Origin of the sequence: Achromobacter sp. Marseille-Q4954, from assembly GCF_943737025.1 — a bacterium.
Taxonomy (GTDB): Bacteria; Pseudomonadota; Gammaproteobacteria; order Burkholderiales; family Burkholderiaceae_B; genus Achromobacter; species Achromobacter bronchisepticus_A.
Genome location: NZ_CALSFQ010000001.1, coordinates 2,335,361 through 2,357,810, shown reverse-complemented (window position 1 = coordinate 2,357,810; position 22,450 = coordinate 2,335,361). Strand labels below are relative to the sequence as shown.

General features: G+C 67.0%; 20 protein-coding genes. 12 read left to right on the top strand and 8 right to left on the bottom strand.

All coding sequences use genetic code 11. The annotated features are described in order from the left end of the window. Positions 1-81 precede the first annotated feature (81 nt). On the top strand, positions 82-429 hold the full coding sequence (gene cutA / locus NGK62_RS11025; protein WP_059379404.1) for a divalent-cation tolerance protein CutA: 348 nt from the start codon (positions 82-84) through the stop codon (positions 427-429). Continuing rightward, the gene (gene dsbD / locus NGK62_RS11020) at positions 429-2,318 is read left to right on the top strand and encodes a protein-disulfide reductase DsbD (protein WP_502802958.1); all 1,890 of its coding nucleotides are present in this window, start codon (positions 429-431) and stop codon (positions 2,316-2,318) included. The genes cutA and dsbD overlap by 1 nt, the downstream gene beginning before the upstream one ends. 105 nt (positions 2,319-2,423) lie before the next feature. Here the strand turns inward: dsbD and NGK62_RS11015 are convergent, their stop codons facing one another. Then, the gene (locus tag NGK62_RS11015; RefSeq protein ID WP_251878345.1) at positions 2,424-3,272 is read right to left on the bottom strand and encodes an IclR family transcriptional regulator; all 849 of its coding nucleotides are present in this window, start codon (positions 3,270-3,272) and stop codon (positions 2,424-2,426) included. A gap of 153 nt (positions 3,273-3,425) precedes the next feature. Between NGK62_RS11015 and NGK62_RS11010 the strand changes: the two genes are divergently transcribed. The 7 genes from NGK62_RS11010 (at position 3,426) to NGK62_RS10980 (ending at position 11,703) form a co-directional block, all read left to right on the top strand. Next, positions 3,426-5,177 (top strand): FAD-dependent oxidoreductase, encoded by a 1,752-nt coding sequence (locus NGK62_RS11010; protein ID WP_286012360.1) that lies wholly within the window; start codon positions 3,426-3,428, stop codon positions 5,175-5,177. Beyond that, positions 5,174-5,941 carry an SDR family NAD(P)-dependent oxidoreductase gene (locus NGK62_RS11005; RefSeq protein ID WP_251878343.1) on the top strand — a complete coding sequence of 256 codons (768 nt, stop codon included), beginning with the start codon at positions 5,174-5,176 and terminating at the stop codon, positions 5,939-5,941. Before NGK62_RS11010 ends, NGK62_RS11005 begins: the two co-directional genes overlap by 4 nt. A gap of 76 nt (positions 5,942-6,017) precedes the next feature. Continuing rightward, the gene (locus tag NGK62_RS11000) at positions 6,018-7,205 is read left to right on the top strand and encodes an ABC transporter substrate-binding protein (protein ID WP_251878341.1); all 1,188 of its coding nucleotides are present in this window, start codon (positions 6,018-6,020) and stop codon (positions 7,203-7,205) included. Positions 7,206-7,237: 32 nt separating this feature from the next. After that, positions 7,238-8,161, top strand: coding sequence for a branched-chain amino acid ABC transporter permease (locus tag NGK62_RS10995; RefSeq protein WP_059379409.1), 924 nt, complete (start codon positions 7,238-7,240; stop codon positions 8,159-8,161). Next, positions 8,158-9,933 carry a branched-chain amino acid ABC transporter ATP-binding protein/permease gene (locus NGK62_RS10990; protein ID WP_251878339.1) on the top strand — a complete coding sequence of 592 codons (1,776 nt, stop codon included), beginning with the start codon at positions 8,158-8,160 and terminating at the stop codon, positions 9,931-9,933. The genes NGK62_RS10995 and NGK62_RS10990 overlap by 4 nt, the downstream gene beginning before the upstream one ends. 36 nt (positions 9,934-9,969) lie before the next feature. Then, positions 9,970-10,680: an ABC transporter ATP-binding protein gene (locus tag NGK62_RS10985; protein WP_054457241.1), complete on the top strand. Its 711-nt coding sequence runs from the start codon at positions 9,970-9,972 to the stop codon at positions 10,678-10,680. Between the two features lie 138 nt (positions 10,681-10,818). After that, on the top strand, positions 10,819-11,703 hold the full coding sequence (locus tag NGK62_RS10980; RefSeq protein ID WP_251879564.1) for a DMT family transporter: 885 nt from the start codon (positions 10,819-10,821) through the stop codon (positions 11,701-11,703). A gap of 57 nt (positions 11,704-11,760) precedes the next feature. Here the strand turns inward: NGK62_RS10980 and hemB are convergent, their stop codons facing one another. The 3 genes from hemB to NGK62_RS32350 all read right to left on the bottom strand — a co-directional run bounded on the left by hemB (position 11,761) and on the right by NGK62_RS32350 (position 13,640). Further along, positions 11,761-12,777, bottom strand: coding sequence for a porphobilinogen synthase (gene hemB / locus NGK62_RS10975; protein ID WP_059379411.1), 1,017 nt, complete (start codon positions 12,775-12,777; stop codon positions 11,761-11,763). Further along, complete coding sequence (gene yihA, locus NGK62_RS10970; RefSeq protein ID WP_008169015.1) at positions 12,774-13,397, bottom strand: ribosome biogenesis GTP-binding protein YihA/YsxC; 624 nt, start codon at positions 13,395-13,397, stop codon at positions 12,774-12,776. The genes hemB and yihA overlap by 4 nt, the downstream gene beginning before the upstream one ends. A 114-nt stretch (positions 13,398-13,511) precedes the next feature. Beyond that, positions 13,512-13,640 (bottom strand): hypothetical protein, encoded by a 129-nt coding sequence (locus NGK62_RS32350; RefSeq protein WP_255509206.1) that lies wholly within the window; start codon positions 13,638-13,640, stop codon positions 13,512-13,514. On the opposite strand from NGK62_RS32350, the gene NGK62_RS10965 reads away from it, so the two are divergent. The 3 genes from NGK62_RS10965 to ccsB all read left to right on the top strand — a co-directional run bounded on the left by NGK62_RS10965 (position 13,639) and on the right by ccsB (position 17,913). Next, a complete protein-coding gene (locus NGK62_RS10965) occupies positions 13,639-14,340 on the top strand; it encodes a c-type cytochrome (protein ID WP_041656906.1) in 702 nt (233 codons plus the stop codon). The genes NGK62_RS32350 and NGK62_RS10965 overlap by 2 nt on opposite strands. Positions 14,341-14,458: 118 nt before the next feature. After that, positions 14,459-16,537: a cytochrome c biogenesis protein ResB gene (locus NGK62_RS10960; RefSeq protein ID WP_187523987.1), complete on the top strand. Its 2,079-nt coding sequence runs from the start codon at positions 14,459-14,461 to the stop codon at positions 16,535-16,537. A gap of 8 nt (positions 16,538-16,545) precedes the next feature. Continuing rightward, positions 16,546-17,913, top strand: a complete 1,368-nt coding sequence (gene ccsB, locus NGK62_RS10955) for a c-type cytochrome biogenesis protein CcsB (RefSeq protein WP_059379413.1) — start codon at positions 16,546-16,548, stop codon at positions 17,911-17,913. A gap of 15 nt (positions 17,914-17,928) precedes the next feature. Here the strand turns inward: ccsB and NGK62_RS10950 are convergent, their stop codons facing one another. Genes NGK62_RS10950 through NGK62_RS10935 form a run of 4 tightly spaced genes read right to left on the bottom strand, consistent with a single transcriptional unit; the run spans position 17,929 to position 22,446 of the window. Beyond that, positions 17,929-18,312 (bottom strand): DUF4150 domain-containing protein, encoded by a 384-nt coding sequence (locus tag NGK62_RS10950; RefSeq protein ID WP_059379414.1) that lies wholly within the window; start codon positions 18,310-18,312, stop codon positions 17,929-17,931. Between the two features lie 44 nt (positions 18,313-18,356). Next, positions 18,357-19,415 carry a pentapeptide repeat-containing protein gene (locus tag NGK62_RS10945; RefSeq protein WP_251878337.1) on the bottom strand — a complete coding sequence of 353 codons (1,059 nt, stop codon included), beginning with the start codon at positions 19,413-19,415 and terminating at the stop codon, positions 18,357-18,359. Continuing rightward, on the bottom strand, positions 19,412-22,039 hold the full coding sequence (locus tag NGK62_RS10940) for a DUF2169 family type VI secretion system accessory protein (protein ID WP_251878335.1): 2,628 nt from the start codon (positions 22,037-22,039) through the stop codon (positions 19,412-19,414). Before NGK62_RS10940 ends, NGK62_RS10945 begins: the two co-directional genes overlap by 4 nt. A 2-nt stretch (positions 22,040-22,041) precedes the next feature. Next, positions 22,042-22,446, bottom strand: coding sequence for a hypothetical protein (locus NGK62_RS10935; RefSeq protein ID WP_059379417.1), 405 nt, complete (start codon positions 22,444-22,446; stop codon positions 22,042-22,044). Between the last annotated feature and the right edge of the window lie 4 nt (positions 22,447-22,450).

The following is a 22,450-nucleotide window of genomic DNA, read 5'->3' as shown; positions in this document are numbered from 1 at the left end:
GCCCGGCGGATCCGGACGATGGCCGCAATACCGATAAAATACCCCGAGTTACATCCCATACGGGTATTCCGAGGAGCCTCCATGTTGCGAGATGACGACGTTGTGCTGGTCATCAGCAATGCGCCCGACCTGCTGCTGGCCAAGCGGATTGCGCATGTCCTGGTCGAAGACGGATTGGCCGCCTGCGTGAACCTTGGCGCGCCGGGCCTGTCCATCTACATGTGGAAAGGAGAGGTCGAAGGGGCGGAAGAAATCCCCATCCACATCAAGACCACATACGCGCGCCACGAGGCTGTAGTGCAGGCCCTGGCGCAGATGCATCCCTACGATGTGCCCGAGATCATCGTGCTGCCCGTCATCGGCGGCGCGGCGCCCTATCTGGATTGGGTGCGTGAACAGACGGCCGTCACGCAGAACAAGAGAGACTGATGTTGCAACTAGTCGGTATCGGCGCGCTCCGGCGCGAGTCCCGCGCGTCGCGCGCCTTCTTCAGGCAGTGGTTGGCCCTGTTGGCCATGATGCTGCTGTTGTTGGGCTGGCAGGCTGCCGCGCGCGCCGAGGCCGAGTTCCTGGAGCCCGAGAAGGCCTTCGTATTCAGCGCCGAGATGGTGGCGCCTGAAATGCTGGAACTGCGCTACCGCGTCGCACCCGGCTACTACATGTACCGCGAGCGCTTTGGCATCACCATCAGTCCCATCGGCGCGGCCAAGCTGGGCGAGGCCGTCTATCCCAAGGGCGAGGTCAAGTACGACCCGACCTTCGAGAAGGACATGGAGGTCTTCCACCAGGACGTGGCGATCCGCGTGCCGGTGGCCGCGGGCGGACAGCCCTTCACCCTGACCCTGACCGCGCAAGGCTGCGCCGATGCGGGGCTGTGCTATCCGCCCATGGATAGCAGCGTGAAGCTCACGCCAGTGGCTGGCGGTTATGCGCTGGCCGGACCGGGAGGTATTTCCGCAGCCGCATCCGGCGCATCCGGCGGCCTTGGCGCGCTGGTCAATGCCGGCGACACCGGCCTGGCCGACGCCTTGGGCGGCCTGGGTTGGGTGAAGACCGCCGGCGTGTTCCTGGTGCTGGGGTTGCTGCTGGCTTTCACGCCCTGCGTGTTGCCCATGATCCCCATCCTGTCCTCCATCGTGTTGGGCGGCGCCGCGCAGGCCAGGCCGTCGCGCGGTCGCGGTCTGGCCCTGGCCGCGACCTACGTGCTGGGCATGTCCGTGGTCTATACCGCGTTGGGCGTGGCGGCCGGACTGAGCGGAGCGGGACTCGCGGCCTGGCTGCAGACGCCTTGGATCCTGACGCTGTTTGCCATCCTGTTGGCCGTGTTGGCGCTGGCCATGTTCGATGCCTTTACGTTCCAGATGCCTGCAGGCATCCAGGGCTGGCTGTCGCAACGCTCTGCGCGCATTCCGGGCGGGCGCTACACCGGCGCGCTGGTGATGGGCGCGCTGTCGGCGCTGATCGTCGGCCCTTGCGTGGCCGCGCCGTTGGCGGGCGCACTGCTGTACATCTCGCAGACCGGGGACGTGGTGCTGGGCGGGTCGGCGCTCTTCGCAATGGCCTGGGGCATGGGCGTGCCGCTCTTGATCGTGGGCGCGTCCTCGGGCGCCTTGCTGCCCAAGGCGGGTCCCTGGATGGACGGCGTGAAGCGATTGTTCGGCATGCTCTTGCTGGGGACCGCCTGGTGGATGCTGATCCCTGTGGTGCCGACCTGGGTGCAGATGACGGGCTGGGCTTTCCTGGCTGTGGTTGCTGCGGTGATGCTGCGGGCGTTCGATGCCTTGCCCGATGGCGCGGGCGCCGCGCGCATGTTCGGCAAGGGCGTAGGCCTGTTGCTGGCGCTGGCGGCTGCGGCCTGGCTGATCGGCGCGGCCAGCGGCGGACGCGACGTGCTGCAGCCGCTGTCGCACCTTGCGGCGCGCGCCGATGCGCCCGCAGGCGTGGCGGCCAGCAGCGGCGAAGTGCATTTCCAGCGCGTGCGCAACAACGCCGAACTGGATGCCTTGCTGGCGCAAAGTCGTCAGCCGGTGATGCTGGATTTCTACGCCGACTGGTGCGTGTCGTGCCGCGAGATGGAGCGCTTCACCTTTACCGATCCGGGCGTCGCGCAGCGCATGTCGGGCATGCTGCTGGTGCAGGCCGACGTGACCGCGAACAACGCCGATGACCGTGCGCTGCTCAAGCGCTTCCGCCTGTTCGGTCCACCCGGCATCATGTTCTTCGAGCCGGGCGGCAAGGAGCTGCCCGAGGCGCGCGTGGTGGGCTTCCAGGATGCCAAGCGCTTCACCGAATCGCTGGACAAGGTGTTGCTGCGTTGAGCATCGCAGCCTTGCCGCAAGGCTGACTCGAAATACACAAAGGCCGCTGCGCGGATGCATCCATGCAGCGGCCTTTTGCCGCGTGGCGATATTGCGTTGCCGGTCCTAGCTCTGGCGCGTCGCGCGCACGTCGCGGTTCTGCCAGCCCAGTTCAGCCGAGATGGCGTCGGCACAGCGTTTGATGTCATCGATCAGCGGACTGGTCCAGCGTACGTCGAACACGCCGGCGGCGCCGATGGCGGTGATCACCAGCACCACGTTGCCGTTCGAGTCGAACACCGGCGCGCTCAGGCCGTTGATGCCGGGGATGGGATCGCCCATGGCGCGCGCGACGCCGCGCTGGCGGACTTCGCGCAGGGTCCGTTCGAACTTCTCCGTCTTGCCCAATGAAGGCACTGCGCCCAGGCGCAGATGGTCTTCGTGCAGCAGGCTTTCTATCTTCTTGGGCGGCAGCAGCGCCGCGAACACCTTGCCCGTTGCCGTGTTGGTCAGCGACATGACCGTGCCGGTGCGCATGTTGACGTGAATGGGGTAGTTGGATTCGTGCAGATGCACGATGACTGGCCCCAGGTTGCCCAGCACTGCGATGGCGATGGTCTGTCCGGTTCTTTCGGCGAACTCGCGCGTCATCGGGATGGCGATCTTGATGGGATCGAGCCGGTGCAACGCCGCCAGCCCCAGCTGCAGCGCGAGCGGTCCCAACTCGTATTCGCCGGTATTTGGGTCCTGCCTGACCAGGCCCAGATTGCCGTAGCTGACGAGATAGGCGTGGGCGTTGGCGCCCGACATGCCGGCGGCCTTCGCCAGCGCGCCCAGCGGTCGCGAAGACGAGTGTTCCAGCAGCGCCAGCAGGATCTTGCCGCCGACTTCGATGGACTGGATGCCGCGTCTGCGCGGCGGCGAGGCGGGAGCGTGATCGGCATTGCGCTTGCCGGAGCTGGGTCTGGTGGCCATTTTCTTTTATCGAATGAGATTGCCTATGTTAGTACTTTCGCTAATCGTGAACCATATTGACATTATCAAATGCGTTCTCTACAGTCCAAAGAATAAGAAGGCTGCCCTGGTTTCGCGATCGGGAGCAAGCCGCCCCAAGGGTATGGAGACAACGTGGAAGATTCTCGTCAATACGACTGCGACGTGTTGGTGGTCGGGTCGGGCGCGTCGGGCATGGCAGCTGCAATCACCGCGGCAACGTCAGGCCTGAAGGTCCTTATCGTTGAAAAAGAGCCGCGCTTTGGCGGCTCCACCGCGCGTTCCGGCGGCTGGCTGTGGATACCGGGCACCTCGCTGGCCAAGGTGCAGGGCATCCATGAAACACCGGACGAAGGCCGCGCCTATCTGAGTCACGAAGCCGGCGACAGCTACAACGCCGAACGCGTGGATGCCTTTCTGGAGCAGGGGCCGCGCGCTGTCGACTTCTTCACGTCGAACACCGAAGTGCAGTTCGACATGCCGCTGGTGTTCCCCGACTATCACGCGGAAGCCCCCGGCGGAAAGCAGGGCGGACGTTCAATGGTGGCGCGGCCCTACGATGGCCGCAAGCTCGGCGCCCACGTCAGGGACCTGGCGCCCGCGCTGCCCGAGTTGACCGTGTTCGGCATGATGCTGGGCTCGGGCAAGGAGATCGTGCATTTCATGCGGGTCACGCGCTCGCTGGCCTCGGCCTGGTACGTGGCCAAGCGCCTGAGCCGGCATTTCCTGGATGTGGCCAAGCATGGCCGCGGCATGACGCTGACCAACGGCAATGCGTTGGCCGGCCGGCTGGCCGCCTCCGCGTTCAAGCTGGGCGTGCCTCTGTGGCTGAACGCGCCGGCCAGGTCGCTCATCATCGAAGATGGCGCCGTGCGCGGCGCGGTGGTGCAGCGCGATGGCGCGACCGTGCGCGTGCGCGCCGCGCGCGCCGTGGTGCTGGCTTCCGGCGGCTTTCCCTATGACATCGAACGCCGCAAGCAGCTGTATGCGCACGCACCCAACGGCACGGAACACTATTCGCCATCGCCCACGGGCAACAGCGGCGACGGGCTGCGCCTGGCCGAGAGCGCGGGCGGGCAGGTCAATACCGCCCTGCCCAATGCCGCGGCATGGGTGCCGGTGTCCGTGGTGACACGCAAGGACGGCAGCCCGGGCTACATGCCGCACTTCATCGACCGCGCCAAGCCGGGCGTCATCGCCGTCACGCGCAATGGCCGCCGCTTCACCAACGAAGGCAGTTCGTACCATGACTTCGTGCAGGAGATGGTGCGCGCATGCGAGGGACAGGGCGAGACCTGCGCCTGGCTGATCTGCGATCACAAGACCCTGCGCAAATATGGCCTGGGCAGCGTGGCGCCGTTCCCGTTGCCCATCAAGCGCTACCTGGACACAGGCTATCTGACTCGCGGTGCGTCGGTGGCGGAGCTGGCGCAGAAGACCGGCATCGATGCCGGCAGCCTGCGCCAGACGGTCGAAGCGTACAACCGCGAGGCCGCGCTGGGCCGTGATCCGCAATTCGGCAAGGGCAGCAAGGCCTACAACCGCTATCAAGGCGATGCGCTGCATGGCCCGAATCCCTGCGTGGCGCCCATCGTGAAAGGGCCGTATTACGCGATCAAGGTCATGATCGGCGATATCGGCACCTTCGCCGGCCTGAAGGTCGATGGCCAGGGCCGCGCATTGAACGAGCTGGGCGCGGTCATACCCGGCCTGTACGCCGTGGGCAACGACGCCTGCAGCATCATGGGAGGCAACTACCCTGGCGCGGGCATCACCTTGGGTCCGGCGCTGACCTTCGGTTACGTCGCGGGCCAGAGCATTGCAGCCGCCGGCAAGGCCGCTGCGCGCGAGCAAGCCGCGGACGCTTCCGCGCAGGCGGCCGCATGAGCGCCGCGACGGCGGGGCTGCTGCAGGGCAAGCTTGCCCTGGTGACGGGAGCGGGGCAGGGCAACGGACGGGCATTGGCGCTGGGCCTGGCGGCTGCGGGCGCGCGCGTGGTGGCGACCGACGTGCAGGCCGATAACGCCATGCAGACGGCAAGCGCCATCATCGCCGCGGGCGGAGAGGCCTGGAGCCACGCGCTCGACGTGACGGACCCCGAGGCATGCACGGCGATCGCGGCGCAGGTGCAGCTGGAAGTGGGGCCGATCGACGCGCTGGTCAACAACGCCGGCATCCTGATCCGCGAAGGCATAGACAGTCCGCGCGCCGCCGAGAACTGGCGTCGCGTGCTGGACGTGAACCTGAACGGCAGCTTCAACATGATCCACGCCTTCCTGGGCGCGTTGCGCGCCACGCGCGGCGTCATCATCAACGTCGGCTCGATCGCGTCGTTTGCCGGGGTGGGCGCGACCCTGGGCTATTCACCGTCCAAGGGCGGTGTAAAGATGATGACGCAGGCCATGGCGCGCGACCTCGCGCCCGACGGCATACGGGTCAATGCCATTGCGCCAGGTGTCATCGAAACGCCGATGACGCAGTACACGCGGGACGATCCCGCCCGGCTGGCGAACTTCATGCAGCGCATTCCGCTGGGACGGGTGGGACAGCCCGAAGACCTGGTGGGCCCCGCCGTGTTCCTGGCTTCGCCGATGGCGCAGTACGTGACAGGCGTGTCCCTGCCGGTGGATGGCGGCTACCTCGCGGTATAGCGCCAGGCTCCACGGGCGAGGGACAGAAAAAAGAATCATCGACGTGCAGCACATCTGAAAAACACTGGAGACAACGATGAAAGCAACGGGGATTTTTTCCACCTTGTCCAAGGCGGCTGCCTTGTGCGCGCTGGCGGTGGGCGCGCAGGCCTACGCCCAGGACATCAAGATCGGCTTTAACGGCGACCTGTCGGCTTCGCCGTCCGCGCAAAGCGGGCAGGCCGCGGTGCTGGGCCTGCGCACGGCCATCGACGACATCAACGCCAACGGCGGCCTGCTCGGACGCAAGCTGGTGCTGGTGGTGCGCGATGACCTGTCGCAGCCGCCGAAGTCGATCCAGAACATGACGGACCTGATCGACAACGAAAAGGTCGTGGCCATCGTCGGCCCCACCAACTCGGGCAACGCGCTCGCCTGGAAGCACATCCCGAACCAGAAGAAGATCCCCGTCATGGGCGCCATCGGTTCCGGCACCGACATCACCAAGCCCATGCGCGCAGGCGCCGACAACTACATGTTCCGCGTCGGCATGGTGGACCGCGAACAGGTCGATGGCGTGATCGGCTACCTGAAGAAGAATCCCAAGGTCAAGAACGTGGGCTTCATGATCGAGACGACCGGCTACGGCCAGAGCGCGCTCAAGGACCTGGAGGAAGTGGGCGCGGCGCAGGGCGTCAAGGCCGTCGCGGTCGAGAAGTTCGGCGTGGCCGATACCGACATGACCTCGCAGCTGAACAAGCTGAAGGCGGCGGGCGTGGACACGGTGGTGATCTGGGCGCAGAGCACGCCGATCGCGCACGTGTTCCGCAGCATGGAGAAGATCAACTGGTTCCCGCTGACGCTGACCTCGTGGGCGGCGGACAACATCGCGTTCTACGACACGGCGGGCAAGACGCTGTCGGAAAAGCCTTTTTTCCTGCGCACCATCACCGACAACCGCACGGCCGCGCAGCAGAAGCTGTATGACCGCGTATCGGCCAAGATGACCTCGCCCACCGCGTTCGGCTTTCTGGCGCATGCCTATGACGGCATGAATCTGCTGGGCATGGCGATCAAGCAGGCGAACTCCACCGATGGCGACAAGGTGCGCCTGGCGCTGGAGAACCTGGATGGCACCTACGAAGGCGCGATGAAGACCTACACCAAGCCGTTCTCGGCCACGGTGCATGACGCGCTGCTGGTAAGCGACTACAAGTGGGCGCACTGGCAGGACGGCAAGCTGGTGCCTTACGCGGATGACGTGACCGTCGCCGTCGCCAAGTAGCAGCAGGACAGCGACAGGCATAAGGGGCCATCATGTTGGCGACATTGTTGCAGGCGCTCGTCAGCGGGCTAGCCGTAGGGGGCGCGTATGCGTTGGTGGCGCTGGGCTTCAGCATCACGTTCACGACCACGCGCACGCTCAACTTCGGACACGGGGAATTCGTGTCCGTGGGTGCGTTCATCGGGGTAGGCGCCTTGTTCCTGTTTGCCGGCAAGCCGATCACTACCGCGGCCTTCACAGGCCTGGAACTGAGTGGTTGGGAGTACTTGCTGGCCGGGCTGGCGGCGGTGCTGGTGATGGGCTTGCTGGGCGTGCTGCTGTACGTGTTCGGCGTGCGGCCGTTCGCCTCGCGCCCGGGCATGGCCTGGGTCATGAGCACGCTAGGCTTCGGCATCCTGCTGCAGAGCGCCGCGTTCGCGGTCTGGGGACCCGCGCCGGTCACGGTGCCGGCGCCCTTCGGCGACGAGGTGATCCGCGTGTTCGGCGCGGGGGTGCGCAGCCAGGAACTGCTGCTGCTCGCCGTGGCGGTGGTGGTGATGGTGCTGTTCGACCGCGTCATGAACCGCACGGTGCTGGGCAAGGCGATGCGGGCCGTGGCCGCCAACCCCGCGGTCGCCAACCTGATGGGCATCAATGTGAACGCAGTGATGACCGGGGCCTTCTTCGCCAGTTCGGCGCTGGCCGGCCTGGCGGGTTTTCTGGTCGCGCCGATCACGTCGGCTTCGATATTCATGGGCCTGGCCATCGGCCTGAAGGGCTTTTCCGGCGCGATGATAGGCGGCCTGTCGAATCCGCGCGGCTGCGTGCTGGGCGGCTTCGTGCTGGGGCTGCTGGAGTCCTATGTGAACCTCTGGCAGTCGCAATGGCGTGAAGTGGCGATTTTCGGGTTGGTGATCCTGGTGCTGGCAGTCAAGCCCACCGGCCTGTTCGGCAAGCGTCTGGTGGAGAAGGTATGAAGCGGCACGGCCAGACCCTGATCGCCGTGGCGCTGGCGGCGGCGCTCGCCGTATTCGCCGCCCTGGTGGACAACGATTACTACCTGCGCATCGTATTCATGGCTTGCGTGTACTACCTGTGCGCGGCGGGCGTGAACGTGCTGGTGGGGTATGCGGGACAGAAGTCGCTGGGCCAGGCAGGCTTGTTTGCGGCCGGCGCCTATACGGCGGCCTTGCTGACCTCGCGTTGGCAAGTCGATCCGTGGCTGGCCCTGGCCGCGGCGCCGGTGGTGGCCGGCGTGTTCGGCGTGCTGATCGCCCTGCCGTCGCTGCGCGTTAAGGGGCCGTACCTGGCCATGGTGACGCTGGCTTTCGGCATCGTCATGGAGAAGATCGTCACAGAATGGGTGGACGTGTTCGGCGGCCCTTCGGGCCTGTTCGGCATCATGCCGTTGACCTGGGGCGGCAACCCGTTCACCAACCAACAGTGGGTGTGGTTCGCGCTGGTGCTGTGCGTGGCGACGCAGCTGCTGCTGCGCAACGTGCTGGACGGACGCTTCGGACGCGCATTGCTGTCGGTGCAGGCCGATGAGATCGCCTCGTCTTCCGTCGGGGTGCGCGTGTATCGCGCCAAGGTCATCGCCTTCGTGGTGGCGGCCGTGACCTGCGGCATCGCGGGCGCGCTGGTGGCGCAGCAGAACCAGTACATCAACTCGGATTTCATCGGCTTCAATCTGTCTATCTTCATTCTGCTGCTGGTGCTGTTCGGCGGGGCGGGCTCGAAGGCGGGGCCGGCCGTGGGAGCGATAGCGCTGACCATCATCGATGCGATGCTGGCGCGCTGGCCGTCGGTGCAGCATTTCTTCTACGGCGCGTTGCTGCTGTTCGCGCTGTACTTCATGCCGGGCGGCGTGATGGGTCTGTTCTCGCGCCGCGCGCGCCGGGTCGCGGATGCGCGGCCGCAAGGCGGCGGCAGCGAGGCGGCGGCGCCGGCCATGGCCAAGCCGGCGGTTGCGGCGCAGGAAGAGCTGCTGCTCGTGGTCGAGAGCCTGTCCAAGGCCTATGGCGGGGTGAAGCCGGCGCAGGACATTTCCTTCTGCTTGCGGCGCGGCCACGTGCACGCCCTGATCGGACCGAACGGCGCCGGCAAGAGCACGCTTATCAACATGCTCAGCGGCGTGGTGCTGCCGGACGCGGGCGTGGTCCGCTTCCAGGGCACGGACATTGCGGGCGAGCGGCCGCACGTCATCTGCAAGCTGGGCATAGGCCGCAGCTTCCAGAACCTGCGCTTGTTCGGCGAGCTGTCGGTGCTGGACAACGTGCTGCTGGGCCGCCACAGCCGCATGAAGAACGGTTTCTGGGCATCGCTGCTGGGTCTGCCGGGCGCACGCGCCGAGGAGCGCCGCGCGCGCGAGCACGCCTATCGGCTGGTGCGCATGGTGGGCCTGGAGCATCTGGCCGACACGCCGGCGGGCAGCCTGCCGTATGGCCTGCAGCGGCGCGTGGAACTGGCGCGCGCATTGGCGACGGAGCCGACCCTGCTGCTGCTGGACGAACCGGCGGCTGGGCTGAACCCGCAGGAGACCGCGGAGCTGGGCGAGCTGCTGGTGCGCATCGGCGCATCCTGCGGCATCACGCTGCTGATGGTCGAGCACCACATGGATCTGGTGATGGCGATTTCCGATCACGTGATTGTGCTGGACTACGGCATCAAGATCGCCGAGGGCAAGCCCGCCCAGGTGCAGGCGGACAAGCGCGTGATCGAGGCGTATCTGGGAACCGGCATGGCCTGAGGCCAGGCCATAGGCATAGGAACAGGCCGCAAGACGATGCTGAAACTAGAATCCGTGCAGATTTCGTATGGCGCCATCCAGGCGGTGCGCGATGTGTCGCTGGAGATCCGCGCGGGCGAGATCGTGACCATCATCGGCGCCAACGGCGCGGGCAAGAGCACCTTGCTGAAGGGCGTGGCGGGCCTGGAGCCCTTGCAGGGCGGACGCGTGACCTTCGATGGGCGCGACATCACGCAGGTCGCGGCGCATCAGCGCGTGGGCCTGGGCCTGGCGCTGTCGCCGGAGGGGCGCGGCGTGTTCGCGGACCAGACCGTCTACGACAACCTGGTGCTGGGCGCCTACATCCGGCGCAGGGACCCCGCGGCAGTGGCCGAAGGCGTGGAGCGTGGCTACCGGCTGTTCCCGCGGCTGCGCGAACGGCGCGAGCAGCTGGCCGGCACCTTGTCGGGCGGCGAGCAGCAGATGCTGGCGATGGCGCGCGCCCTGATGAGCGAGCCGCGCCTGCTGTGCCTGGACGAACCCTCGCTGGGGCTGGCGCCTTTGATCGTGCAGGACATCTTCGCGGCGATCTGCAAGCTGCGCGACGACGGGCTGACCATCGTGCTGGTGGAGCAGATGGCCAACCAGGCGTTGGGCGTGGCGGACCGGGCCTATGTGCTGGAGACCGGACGCATCACGTTGAGCGGCTCGGGCGCGGAACTGCTGCGCGACCCCAACGTACGGGCGGCGTATCTCGGCGCGCATTGAGTCCAGGCCCCAGGCGCGATACCATGTCCGCGGCGCCGCGTGGGCGGCGCGTCCCATTTTCCTTCCAGGCCGGCGCCCGTGACGTCCCCGACAGTTGATGCAAGCCAGGACCGCACCGGTCTTATCTATCTTCAATTGATGTTCGTCATGGCCACTTGGGGCCTGAACATCGTCTCGGTCAAGTACCTGACGCTGCACATGGATGTGCAGGCCCTGGCGGCCGTGCGCATCGTCATCGCGTTCATCACCGTCACCCTCATCATCAAGGCCCGCCGGGGCCGCATTCCGCGGCTGGGCCGCGCCGAGCTGGGCTGGGTCGCGCTGGCGGGCTTCCTGGTGGTGTATGCGCACCAGATGGCGCTGGTGACGGGACTGCGGGTGTCCTCGGCCGCGAACGGCACGCTGATCATGGCGACCAGCCCTTTGCTGTCGGCGCTGCTGGCAGCCATCTTCTATCGCGAGAGGCTGACGCTGGTGCGTATTTCCGGCGCCTTGCTGGGCCTCTTGGGCGTGGGCATGGTGGTGGTCGGCAGCGGCGCGCGGATCGGCCTGACGGGCTGGGGCGATGCCATCGTGTTCGTGGCGGTGCTGGTGTTCGTCTGCGGTGGGCTGGTGATCCAGCGCATGTCGCGCAGCATGGATCCGCTGGGCATGCTCTGGTACATGTACCTGGCCGGTGGCCTGATGCTGGTGGTGCACGCGGCGCTGACGCCCGCGTCCTACCAGGGCGATACCTGGCAGATGACGTGGTGGCCGTGGCTGGTGCTGCTGTTTTCGGCGGTGATCGCCTCAGGCGTCAGCAACATCGTCTGGAATGCCGGCATTGCGCGGCTGGGCATCAGCCGCGCCGCCTTGTTCGTGAACTGGCTGCCGATCTTCGGCCTGCTGTTCGCGGCCCTGTTCCTGGATGAGCACGTCACGCCCACGCACGTCGCGGGGCTGGCCTGCGTGCTGGGGGGAACCTGGCTGGGATTGCGGCGCGGGGCGCCGGCGGCGGGCCGCAATGCGGCCGCCAAGACCTGATCCGCGGCAAGCGTCGCGGCCGGCCGGTACAGGCCCGGCCGGCGATGCCGCAAGCGCTTAACGCTGGCTCTTCAGCAGCTTCGCGGCTTCGACCGCGAAGTACGTCAGGATGCCGTCGGCGCCGGCGCGTTTGAACGCCAGGAGCGCTTCCATCATGACCTTGTCGTGGTCCAGCCAGCCGTTGGCGGCGGCGGCCTTGATCATGGCGTACTCGCCGCTGACCTGGTAGGCGAAGGTAGGCACGCGGAACGTGTCCTTGACCCGGCGCAGCACGTCCAGGTAGGGCATGCCGGGCTTGACCATGACCATGTCGGCGCCTTCCTGCAGGTCGGCCGCGACTTCGCGCAGGGCTTCGTCGAGGTTGCCCGGATCCATCTGGTAAGCCATCTTGTTGGACTTGCCCAGGTTGGTGGCCGAGCCCACGGCGTCGCGGAACGGGCCGTAGAAGGCGCTGGCGTACTTGGCGGAGTAGGCCATGATCTGCGTGTGGATGTGGCCGTTGGCTTCCAGCGCGCGGCGCACGGCGCCGATGCGGCCGTCCATCATGTCGCTGGGGGCGACCATGTCGACGCCGGCCTCGGCTTGCGTGAGCGCCTGCTTGACCAGGATTTCGACGGTGGCTTCGTTGATGACGTAGCCGTTGTCGTCGATGACGCCGTCCTGGCCGTGGCTGGTGTAGGGGTCCAGCGCCACGTCGCACAGAATGCCGAGTTCGGGGACCTGCTTCTTCAGTTCACGCACCACGCGCGGGATCAGGCCGTTCGGGTTGGTGGCTTCGATGCCGTCGGGCGTCTTGAGCGAGGGGTCGATGGCGGGGAACAGCGCCAGCACGGGAATGCCGAGTTCCACGCATTCGCGGGCCACCGGCAGCAGCGTGTCCAGCGAATAGCGGACCACGCCCGGCAGCGACGGCACGGCCTGTTGCAGGCCGGTGCCTTCGGCCACGAACACGGGGTAGATCAGATCGTTGACCGTCAGGGCGTTCTCGCGCACCAGGCGGCGGGTGAAGTCGTCGCGGCGCAGGCGGCGCGGGCGGGATACCGGGAATTCAGGGGAGATGATCTGCGGGTTCATGGTACGACCTTGGGTGAAATCCAGTTTTCTATATGCGCGCCGGCCTCTTCCAGGCCGATGCGTTCGGGCGCCGAGAAGGGGATGGTGTGCAAGGCGCCGATGTCGGCCAGGTCCTTGCGCACGGAGAACACGGTGCGCATGCGCTGGCCGTAGGGCAGCTTGTCGGCCTTGGTCAGCAGCGCCAGCACCGGGCGTCCGGTGGGGGCGATGAAGTTGGCGAGGCGGCGGTCCAGTTCGGTGACGCCGCGGCGGATGTCGATGAGCAGCACGATGCCGACCAGCGATTCGCGGTCACGCAGGTAGCCGCCCAGGATGTCGGCCCACTTTTCCTTTTCGTTGCGGGCCACGGAGGCGTAGCCGTAGCCGGGCAGGTCGACGAGATAACCGATGTGGCCTTCCGGATCCAGGGGGTCGGGCAAGCCGAACATGTTGATCAAGCGCGTGCGGCCCGGCGTCTTGCTGGAGAAGGCAAGACGACGCTGGTTGCACAGCACGTTGATGGCCGTGGATTTGCCGGCGTTGGAGCGGCCGACAAAGCAGACCTCGGGAGCGCCGGCGGCCGGCAACTGGTCGAGGCGAGCCGCGGAAGTGAGGAAAGAGGCGCGATGTAGGAGGGACACGGGTGGCTTTGGATACGGTTGGTTTCGAGCCCTATTGTATAATCCGGCGTTTGCAACAGTGGTCCCCGTGCGCGGAGCCGTCTTTTTTGCTTACTGTTTGGCTTGCTGATCGCTTTATCCGGCAAGCTCGCAGCAACATCGCAGGCAGGAAGGCAAAACAGGTTCGATACGGTATTCCAGGGTGTGCGGGCAGGCGTGGGCGCCTTTTTGCGCCTTGATCGATGCGATCGTCGAGGTCTTCATGAAGCGTGTGCTGTCCCGGATGTTGGTTGCGAGCGGGCTGTTGCTCGGCGCCTCCGCCTTATCTACTACGAGTTTCGCCGCCGAAGGCGCCGCGGGCCCGGTAAAACCAGATGCCGCCAAGGGCGGACAGCTGTTTGACCAGGGTGATGCGGCCAGGGGCATCATCGCCTGTGCGTCCTGTCATGGCGCGGCGGGCAATAGCACCATCCCGGTGAACCCCAATCTGGCCGCGCAGTCCCACGAGTACCTGGCCAAGCAATTGGCGGACTTCCAGATCAAGCCTGGCGCCAAGCTGCCGGTGCGCAATGGCGCGGGCGGCAATCCCACCCCGATGACGGCCATGGCGCAGAACCTGACGCCCGCCGACATGCAGAACATCGCGCTGTACCTGGCGCAGCAGCCGCTGAAGGAACCCGCCACGGCCGGCCAGGAGAAGCTGGTTGATCTGGGTCAAAAGATCTGGCGCGGCGGTTTGCCGGATCGCAAGGTTCCGGCCTGCGCCTCGTGCCATTCTGCCAATGGCGCGGGCATTCCCAGCCAGTACCCCCGGTTGTCGGGCCAGTTCCCCATGTACATTGAAGAGCAGCTGAAGCTGTTCCGCAGCGGCGACCGCAAGAACGACGTCATGTTCGCGATCGCGGACCGCATGTCGGACGCCGACATCAAGGCCGTGTCGGACTACGCCGCCGGTCTGCGGTAGGCGCCAGCCAGCCACGCGCGCGGCTGGTCCGCGTTCTGCAAACTCAGCGCAGCGGAACCTGGTTCCGCCGCGCGTTGTCTATGAGGGGGGTAGCCGATAGCGCGGCCCCCCTTTTTTCATGAATTCGACCCGTACACACTCCCGTCCTTCCCTGCGCAGCCTGCCCGGCGATTTCTTCGAATTGCTGGGCTCGATGCGTTTCGCCGTCAGCCTGCTGATGTTCATCTGCGTGGCGAGCCTGGTGGGAACGGTCTTGCAGCAGAACCGCTCGTCCAACAATTACATCGACCAGTTCGGGCCGTTCTGGTTCGAAGTGTTCGACAAATTCTCCATCTGGCACGTCTACAACAGCTGGTGGTTCCTGCTGATCATGGGGTTCCTGGTCGTGTCGACCTCGGTCTGCCTGATCCGCAACGCGCCCAAGATGCTGCGCGATGCCCGTTCGTTCCGCGAGCACGTGCGCGCCAGCAGCCTGCGCGCCTTCCCGCACCGGGTGGAAACCGAAGAACCCACCGACGTGCCGCAGACGGCCGCGGGCCTCAAATCCCTGCTGGGCCGGCTGGGCTATGCCGTACGCGAACGCCAGGACGCGGACGGCGTGCTGCTGGCGGCCAAGAAAGGCAGCGCCAACCGCCTGGGCTATGTGTTCGCCCACGCGGCCATGGTCATCATCTGTATCGGCGGCTTGCTGGACAGCGAGTTGCCGGTGCGCCTGCAGGTCATGTTCGGCGGCAAGAAGCCCATCGTCGAGAACATGCTGATCTCGGAAGTGCCGGAAAGCGGCCGCCTGTCGGTCGACAACCCGAGTTTCCGCGCCAGCGTGCTGGTCCCGGAGGGCGGTCAGGCCAGCACGGCGGTCGTGATGGTGGGCGACGGCGCCCTGGTGCAGCCCATGCCCTTCACGCTGAAGCTCAAGAAGTTCGTGGTCGACTATTACTCCACCGGCATGCCTAGCCGCTTCGCCAGCGAGGTCGAGGTCACCGACCCGGACACCGGCAAGAGTTTCGACTCCACCATCGAGGTCAACGAGCCGCTGCGCTTCAAGGGCATGACGGTCTACCAGTCCAGTTTTGACGATGGCGGCAGCGCGGTGACGCTGAAAGGCTACCCGCTAGTAGGATCTGACGCCGCTACCTTCGCGGTTGACGGCACGGTGGGCAAGACCAGCGAAGTAACCGCTCACACTGCCCGCGGCGCGCGCAGCATGGGCATCGAGATTACGGCCCTGCGGCCCATCAACGTCGAGGATCTGACCGGGGGCGCGCCCAAGGGCGGCAACCAGAGCTTCGCCGACCATGTCGCGTCGGTATCCGGCAGCGCCGCGGGCAAAAAGAACGAAAACCTGCGCAACGTCGGCCCCAGCGTTGAGTACAAGCTGATCGATGACGCCGGCCAGGCCCACGAATTCCAGAATTACATGCTGCCCGTCGAGCTGGACGGCGCCGCCGTGTTCCTGGCCGGGGTGCGCAACAACGCCTCCGAGCCGTTCCGCTACCTGCGCATTCCGGCCGACGACGACAGCTCGATCGCCGAATTCATGCGCCTGCGCGCGACGCTGGCCGACCCCGCGGCGCGCCAGGAAGCCGCGCGCCGCTTCGCGGAACGCAACAGCCCTGCGGGGACGGATCGCCAGCCGCTACAGACGGCCGCCGAGCGCGCCCTGGAAACCTTCTCCTCCGGCGGCTTGCAAGCCGTGGCGGCGTTCCTGCAGGCCAATACGCCGCCGCAGGACCTGGAACGGGCAGCCGACGTGGTGATCCGCCTGATCGGCGCCAGCATGAACGAACTGCGCGCCATCGAGCGCGAGCGCGCCGGCCTGCCGCCCGTGGCCACCGAGGGCCCGGAGGCCGAACGCGCCGCCGTCTGGTCGCGCCTGTCCGTGGCCGCGCTGTCGGACCTGACCGTCTATCCGGCGCCGGTGTTCCTGTCGCTGGCGGACTTCAAGCACGTGCAGGCCAGCGTGTTCCAGGTCAGCCGTACGCCCGGCAAGAACACCGTCTATCTGGGCAGCCTGCTGCTGGTCCTGGGCGTGTTCTCGATGTTCTATATTCGAGACCGCCGCATCTGGATCTGGATCAAGCCGCAAGGCGGCGGCAGCAGCGTCCTGGCGGCCATGACGTCCCAGAAGCGTACACTCGACTTCAACCAGGAGTTTGAACGCTTCAAGCAGGCGCTGCTGCGCCAGAAGAGGTCTTAAGGTTTCCTATGTCCACTACGACCACCACGCATCCCTCCTCGCCGCAGTCGCTGGCAGCCTCGCCGGACCAGCTCTGGCAGGACGCCTTGTCCGAAACCGGCGATGGCCGCGCCCAGCGCGGCAGGCCTGACTGGACCGACGTCGTCTTCTTTTTGTTGCTGGCAGTGGGTGCGGGCTTCGCGCTGACCCGCTACAGCAACGCGATGGACTATTACGAGAAGATCATCCTGTGCGGCACCGTGCCGGTGCTGGCCTGGATGGGCTGGTTGTGGCGTCCGCTGCGCCACCTGATGGTCGCCTGTGCCATCGCGGCCGGACTGGCGCTGATGCTGTACGGCAACGACCTGGCCCGCGCCGAGCAGGTGTTCTTCCTGAAGTACCTGTTCTCCTCGCAATCCGCCATCCTGTGGATGTGCGCGCTGTTCGCGCTGGCCATGGTCTGCTACTGGATCGGCTTCTTCAGCCCCACGGCCGCCTGGCTGGGCACGGCGTTGAGCTGGGGCGCGGTGTTCGCCGGCGTCACGGGCCTTTTGGTGCGCTGGCGCGAAGGACACCTGATGGGCCCGGACCTGGGCCACATCCCGGTCAGCAACCTGTATGAAGTATTCGTGCTGTTTGCGCTGATCACGGCGCTGTTCTACCTCTACTACGAACGCAAGTACGCCACGCGCGCGCTGGGCGGCTTCGTGATGCTGGTGGTGACGTCGGCCGTGGTGTTCCTGCTGTGGTATTCGTTCACGCGCGATGCCGGGCAGATCCAGCCGCTGGTGCCGGCGCTCAAGAGCTGGTGGATGAAACTGCACGTGCCCGCCAACTTCATCGGCTACGGCACCTTCTCGCTGGCCGCCATGGTGGGCTTTGCCTACCTGGTCAAGCAGCACGGCCAGACCACGTCCTGGGCCAAGCTGGCCCCGCTGTTCGTGCTGGGCGTGCTGTTGTGCGCCGAGCCCATGGTGTTCCGCACCGACGGCCTGTCGGCCACCTGGATGCTGTATTTCGGCGTGGGCGCGGTGATCGTGGGCGCCATCCTGCTGGGACGCCGCCGCATCGCAGCGGCGCTGCCCTCGCTGGAAGTGCTGGACGACATCATGTATCGCGCCATCGCGATCGGCTTCGCGTTCTTCACGGTCGCCACCATCCTGGGCGCGTTGTGGGCGGCCGACGCCTGGGGCGCGTACTGGCAGTGGGACCCCAAGGAAACCTGGGCGCTGATCGTCTGGCTCAACTACGCGGCCTGGCTGCACATGCGCCTGATCAAGGGCCTGCGCGGCACCATGGCGGCCTATTGGGCGCTGATGGGCCTGCTGATCACCGGCTTCGCCTTCCTGGGCGTGAACATGTTCCTGTCCGGGCTGCACTCCTACGGCGAGCTGTAGTCGCTGACGGCCTGTTCAGGCCTTCAGCACGACCATCACGGGCTGGGGCGAGTACACCTTGACGCCGGGCGCATTGATGGTGTTCTGCAGGGTCAGGCTGGTCATGCGGACGATGGGCGCGCCGCGCACCAGCATAGTGAACGCGCCCGTCATGTAGCGCGACTGTCCCATGAAGGTCTGCGAGATCAGGCCGCCGCCCACGCCGGCGGTATCGCCCAGCGTGACGGGTATCAGCGTGGCCATGTTGTGCACGGGCGCGGCCATCAACCATACATTCCAGACCACGGGGATACCCATGGACGACGTCGCCGTGTCGATGTGCGGCACCGGCGGCACCGGGGTTTTGCAGACGTCGGGTACGCCCACGGCCAGGCTGGGCAATTGGCAGACTGCGAGCATATTGATCTCCTTGTGCGGCGAGGGGGCGGCGATGCCGCGTGGGGTCAAAGGGGGGCGCGTCCGGCTGACCAGAGTTCGGCTTCAAGCAGGGGCGCGTCGTTTTCGATGATGCCGCGGCGCTGCGTCCAACGCGCGCCGTGCGTCAACGCGCGATGCATGCGCGTGCGCAGGAACGTGGCGTCGCGCAGGTCGGCCCCGCCCAGGTCGGCCAGCGAGAAATCGGCGTCGGTCAGGTTGGCGCCGCGGAAATCGGTGTCGGCGCAGCGCGCGCGCTGGAAGACGCACAGCGACAGGCTGGCGCCGCGCAAGGACGCGCCGTCCAGCGTCGCCTCGGCCCAGATGGCGCCGTCGAAACGGCCGCCCTGCAGGTCGGCGCCGCTCAGGTCGGCCTGAGGGAACAAGCACTGTGGGGCCGACGCGCCAGCGAAGCGTGCGCCGCGCAGCGTTGCGCCCTTGAAGCCGGCCTGGCGCAGGTCGGCATTGCGGAAGTCCGCGCCGTCCAGCCGGCTGTCGGTGAAATGGCAGAGCGGGTAGGCTTGCGAGGAGAAGTCCTGCGCCGTCAGATCGCATTCGATGAACATGGTGCTTTCCGCGCTGGCGCCCGCCAGCACGATGCTGCGCAGGTCCAGCTGGTGGAGCAGGGTGTAGCTCATCCGGGCCTGCGACAGGTCGGCACGCGCAAGCGCGCCGCGCGAGAACACCGAGCGCTCCACGCGGGCGGAACGGAAGGAGGCCGCTTCGAGCGAGGTGGAGTTGAAAGCCGCTTCCCGCAGCTCGGCCCCTTCCAGGCTGGCCTGTCCCAGATCGCATTCGGTGAAGCTGACGCCATGGGCGTGGCTGCGGTCCAGCACCGCGCCGCGGGCCTGGCAGCGAAACAGCCGGGCCATATCCAGATTGGCGTCCGCGGCGTCCACGCCAGCCAGCACGCAGTTGAGGAATTGGCTGTCCTGCAACTGGCAACCGCTCATCCTGGCGCCGCTCAAATCCACCTGATCGAAGAACGCGCCCGCCAGGTCCAGGCCGCGCAGGTCCTGGCCCGCCAGGCTGAGGTGCGCTATCGGCTCGCCGTGGCGCACCTGGTCCAGCAACTGGTCCAGATTCATGCGGCGTTCTCCGGCTGCCGGGCCGGCCAGAGCTTGGCGCCCTGGGTATGGGCGTCGTCCAGCCCGGTGCTGCCGTCCATCTGCGCCTGCGCGACATCGGCGCGAAAGAGGTTGGCGCCGGTCAGGTCGGCGCGCAGCAGGATGGCCTTGCCGAGCAGGCTGTTGATCAGGTTGGCGTTGCGCAGCCGCGCGCCGGTGAAATCGGCGCGCACGAAGTGGGTGTCGGGGACGGCCACGCCGCTGAGGTCTGCTTCCCGCAGGCTGCAGTTCGAAAAGTCACTGGCGGCAAGTTGCGCGTCACGCAAGTCGGCGCGATCGAGCATCGCGCCGCGCATGCTGCCCACCTTGAACCGCATGCCGCGCAGGCATGCGCCGGCAAGCGCTACGCGTCCCGCGTAGGCGCAGCCATCGAGCGTGGCGTTCTCCAGGCTATGGCGGCCCGAAAACTCCACGTCCATGAAGCTGACGCGCAGCAGGTCCGCGCGGGAGAAATCGGCGTTCGCCATCGTTCCCTGCATGAACACGCACTGATTCAAGCGCGCTTCGTGAAAGCGGCAATCCTCGAAGGCGGCCATCATTGCGGCCCATTGCTCGAATGACGCGCCGCTCAGGTCGCAACCGCGCAAGCGCGCCTGATGCAGGCGTCCCAGCAGCCAGACGCTGCCGGCAAAGCTGCAATCCTCGCAGCTGGCATGGTCCCAGATGGTCTCCGTGATGCGACTTTCGGTGAAGTCCGTCTGCACGCATTGCGTGCGGCCCAGGTTCGCGCGCGACATGTCGGCGCCGCGCACGCTGGCGCGCGTCAGGTCGGCGCCGGCCAGCACGGCGTCGGCGAGGTTGCAGCCGTCCAGCCGCGCGCCGGCGAGCCGGGCGCCGGCCAGGATGGCGCGCTGGAAGTCGACCCCGGAAAGATCCATGCCGCTCAGGTCCGCGCCGGTCAGGTTCATGTCCCGGCAATCGCGATCGCCTTTCAGGCGCGCTTCCAGCTTCATGCGCGTGCGCCGTGCGCGCAACGGCGGCATGGACGGGGGCGGCGCGAACTGATGCGCCGATTGCTGATAGGCCTGATGCACCTGCGGGCCCAGGGTTTGGCTGAGCGATGGCGGCGAATCTGCGGCTTGCTGTACGCCGCGCTCGGCCTGCGCGTGAGGGTTGGCATCGAAGTCGGCGATGTGCCGCTTCACCACGCGCGGGTCGAAGCCGGCGGGAAGCTTGCCGTCATCCTCCAGCTTGCGCAGCGCGTCCACGTCGACGCCCGAGACCGCGGCCATGGACGGCAGGTTGGGATCGGCCAGCGCGCGCGCGGCGGGTCCGCCGGACAGGCGTTTGGCCTCTTCCAGCTCCTGCTGCATGCGCAGGATGGTCTGAGGCAGATCGGCCAGGTCCGGCGCCTTTGACGGCGGCTCCAGGGGAACCATGTACAGGTCGGGATCCAGGCCCTGGGCGAGCAGCGATTCGCGCTCGCGGGCATGCCGCCGTGCCGCGCCGGCATGGAGGTTGCGGTTCGACGGCCGCTGGACCGTGGCTTCCATGGCCGCCTGCGGCAGGTCGCCGCAGATGTCTTCCGGCACGAGCTGGGCATCCAGCAGGGCATGGACCGCGCCGAGCTCGGTCTCGAGGCGCTGTCCCATCACCGTCTGGTAATGCGCCATGTCGCGCGCCTGGCCGGCGTGTTCCAGCGCGGGCATGATGTGCAGGATATCGGCGGCGTCATCTTCGCGCACCGGCAGCGCGCCGTGCCAGATCAGCGCCAGCTGCGCGCGGTCGGGGAAGAACCAGGCCGTGGTCAGGCGCAGCGCGACTTCTTCAAGCGCGCTGCCGTCGGTCTGGCGGCTGACGAAGCAGCGGGCGCGCCAGTCGGGCAGGCGGCCGCGCAGCACCTCGTGTTCAGGGTGCATGTTCCACAGCTCAAAGTCGGCGCCGCCAGCAAGCGCCGAATTGGCGGGGCCCCATTGGTCGGGCGGCGCGGCATTGAAGAAGCGCCAATCCATGTCGGACGCGAAACCCGGGAAGTCATGCTCCAGCCACTGCTGGCCATACTGGCGGCCCAGCAGCGCGGCCCGTTGCGGCCAGTCCATGGGCATGGCCGTAAAACCGGCGGGGGCGACGCGCTGGGAGGGCGACGCGACGCGCTCCTGCGGGTGCTCGATGTTGGGCAGCCGGCGCACGCGCACGCCGTTGACGTCTTCTTCCTGCGCGCCGATGCCCAGCGGGTTCTCCGCGCAGCCGGGGCCGCCGTAGGCGCGGCTCCAGTCCAGACGCATGCGCTCGAAGGGTTGGGGGGCGGTGGCCTTGCCATCGAGCCAGTAGCGGTCGCCGAAGACCAGCAATGATTTGTCGATCGCGCCCACCTTCAGGCGCACGGCGCAGGCGCCGGGACTCGCGGGATCATGCGGGTAGGCGTGGCCCGCGACCAGCACCTCCGGACATAGCTTGGGCGTGGCCAGGTCCAGCAGGCCGCCGGCTTCGGCGCCGGCCAGCTTCCACAGTTCCTGGTCCATGAGCAACGTGGGCGCCTGCGCGATATCGACCAGCGCGAAAACCGCCACGCCCAGCACGTCGCGGCGCTGCCAGCGGTAGGGGCGGGTAAGCAGGCCCAGGCGGAACGGCTTGATGGTCTTCATGGCTATCCGGTGGCCTGGTCCACGACAACCTCCCGGGTCGCGGGATCGACCCGCACCTGTATGGTCTTGCCAGCGCTGAAATCGGCCAGGTGCAGGGGCGACAGCGGCACGCTGAGCGTGCGCGACAGGGCGGGCGTGGCGCTGGTGGCGGCGACCTCCAGGTCCAGTTCGATGATGAAATACAAGGTGTCGCCGATGCGGCGGCGCGTGTCGCGCGCCGCAGTCACCCGCGCGGTGCCAGGCAGTCCGCTGGCGCGCAAGCCGTCCTGCCGCCGCACTTGCTTGCGTCCCGCCGCGCGGCGTTGGCGCTCGCGCCACAGCATGTATGCCGCTTGCGCCAGGGACAGCAAGAGGCCCAGCCACACCCACTTGGCCCAGCCGGGCCATGCATCGATGAAGTCGGACATGGCG

Bases quoted from the DNA above. Each gene is read 5' to 3' on its own strand.
- NGK62_RS10965 (WP_041656906.1), top strand. From the start codon at position 13,639: ATGAAGCGTGTGCTGTCCCGGATGTTGGTTGCGAGCGGGCTGTTGCTC.
- NGK62_RS11000 (WP_251878341.1), top strand. From the start codon at position 6,018: ATGAAAGCAACGGGGATTTTTTCCACCTTGTCCAAGGCGGCTGCCTTG.
- NGK62_RS10945 (WP_251878337.1), bottom strand. From the start codon at position 19,415: ATGAATCTGGACCAGTTGCTGGACCAGGTGCGCCACGGCGAGCCGATA.
- NGK62_RS32350 (WP_255509206.1), bottom strand. From the start codon at position 13,640: ATGAAGACCTCGACGATCGCATCGATCAAGGCGCAAAAAGGCGCCCAC.
- NGK62_RS11005 (WP_251878343.1), top strand. From the start codon at position 5,174: ATGAGCGCCGCGACGGCGGGGCTGCTGCAGGGCAAGCTTGCCCTGGTG.
- NGK62_RS10935 (WP_059379417.1), bottom strand. From the start codon at position 22,446: ATGTCCGACTTCATCGATGCATGGCCCGGCTGGGCCAAGTGGGTGTGG.
- NGK62_RS10950 (WP_059379414.1), bottom strand. From the start codon at position 18,312: ATGCTCGCAGTCTGCCAATTGCCCAGCCTGGCCGTGGGCGTACCCGAC.
- NGK62_RS10985 (WP_054457241.1), top strand. From the start codon at position 9,970: ATGCTGAAACTAGAATCCGTGCAGATTTCGTATGGCGCCATCCAGGCG.
- ccsB (WP_059379413.1), top strand. From the start codon at position 16,546: ATGTCCACTACGACCACCACGCATCCCTCCTCGCCGCAGTCGCTGGCA.
- cutA (WP_059379404.1), top strand. From the start codon at position 82: ATGTTGCGAGATGACGACGTTGTGCTGGTCATCAGCAATGCGCCCGAC.
- NGK62_RS11015 (WP_251878345.1), bottom strand. From the start codon at position 3,272: ATGGCCACCAGACCCAGCTCCGGCAAGCGCAATGCCGATCACGCTCCC.
- NGK62_RS10980 (WP_251879564.1), top strand. From the start codon at position 10,819: ATGTTCGTCATGGCCACTTGGGGCCTGAACATCGTCTCGGTCAAGTAC.
- NGK62_RS10940 (WP_251878335.1), bottom strand. From the start codon at position 22,039: ATGAAGACCATCAAGCCGTTCCGCCTGGGCCTGCTTACCCGCCCCTAC.
- NGK62_RS10990 (WP_251878339.1), top strand. From the start codon at position 8,158: ATGAAGCGGCACGGCCAGACCCTGATCGCCGTGGCGCTGGCGGCGGCG.
- hemB (WP_059379411.1), bottom strand. From the start codon at position 12,777: ATGAACCCGCAGATCATCTCCCCTGAATTCCCGGTATCCCGCCCGCGC.
- NGK62_RS10995 (WP_059379409.1), top strand. From the start codon at position 7,238: ATGTTGGCGACATTGTTGCAGGCGCTCGTCAGCGGGCTAGCCGTAGGG.
- NGK62_RS10960 (WP_187523987.1), top strand. From the start codon at position 14,459: ATGAATTCGACCCGTACACACTCCCGTCCTTCCCTGCGCAGCCTGCCC.
- dsbD (WP_502802958.1), top strand. From the start codon at position 429: ATGTTGCAACTAGTCGGTATCGGCGCGCTCCGGCGCGAGTCCCGCGCG.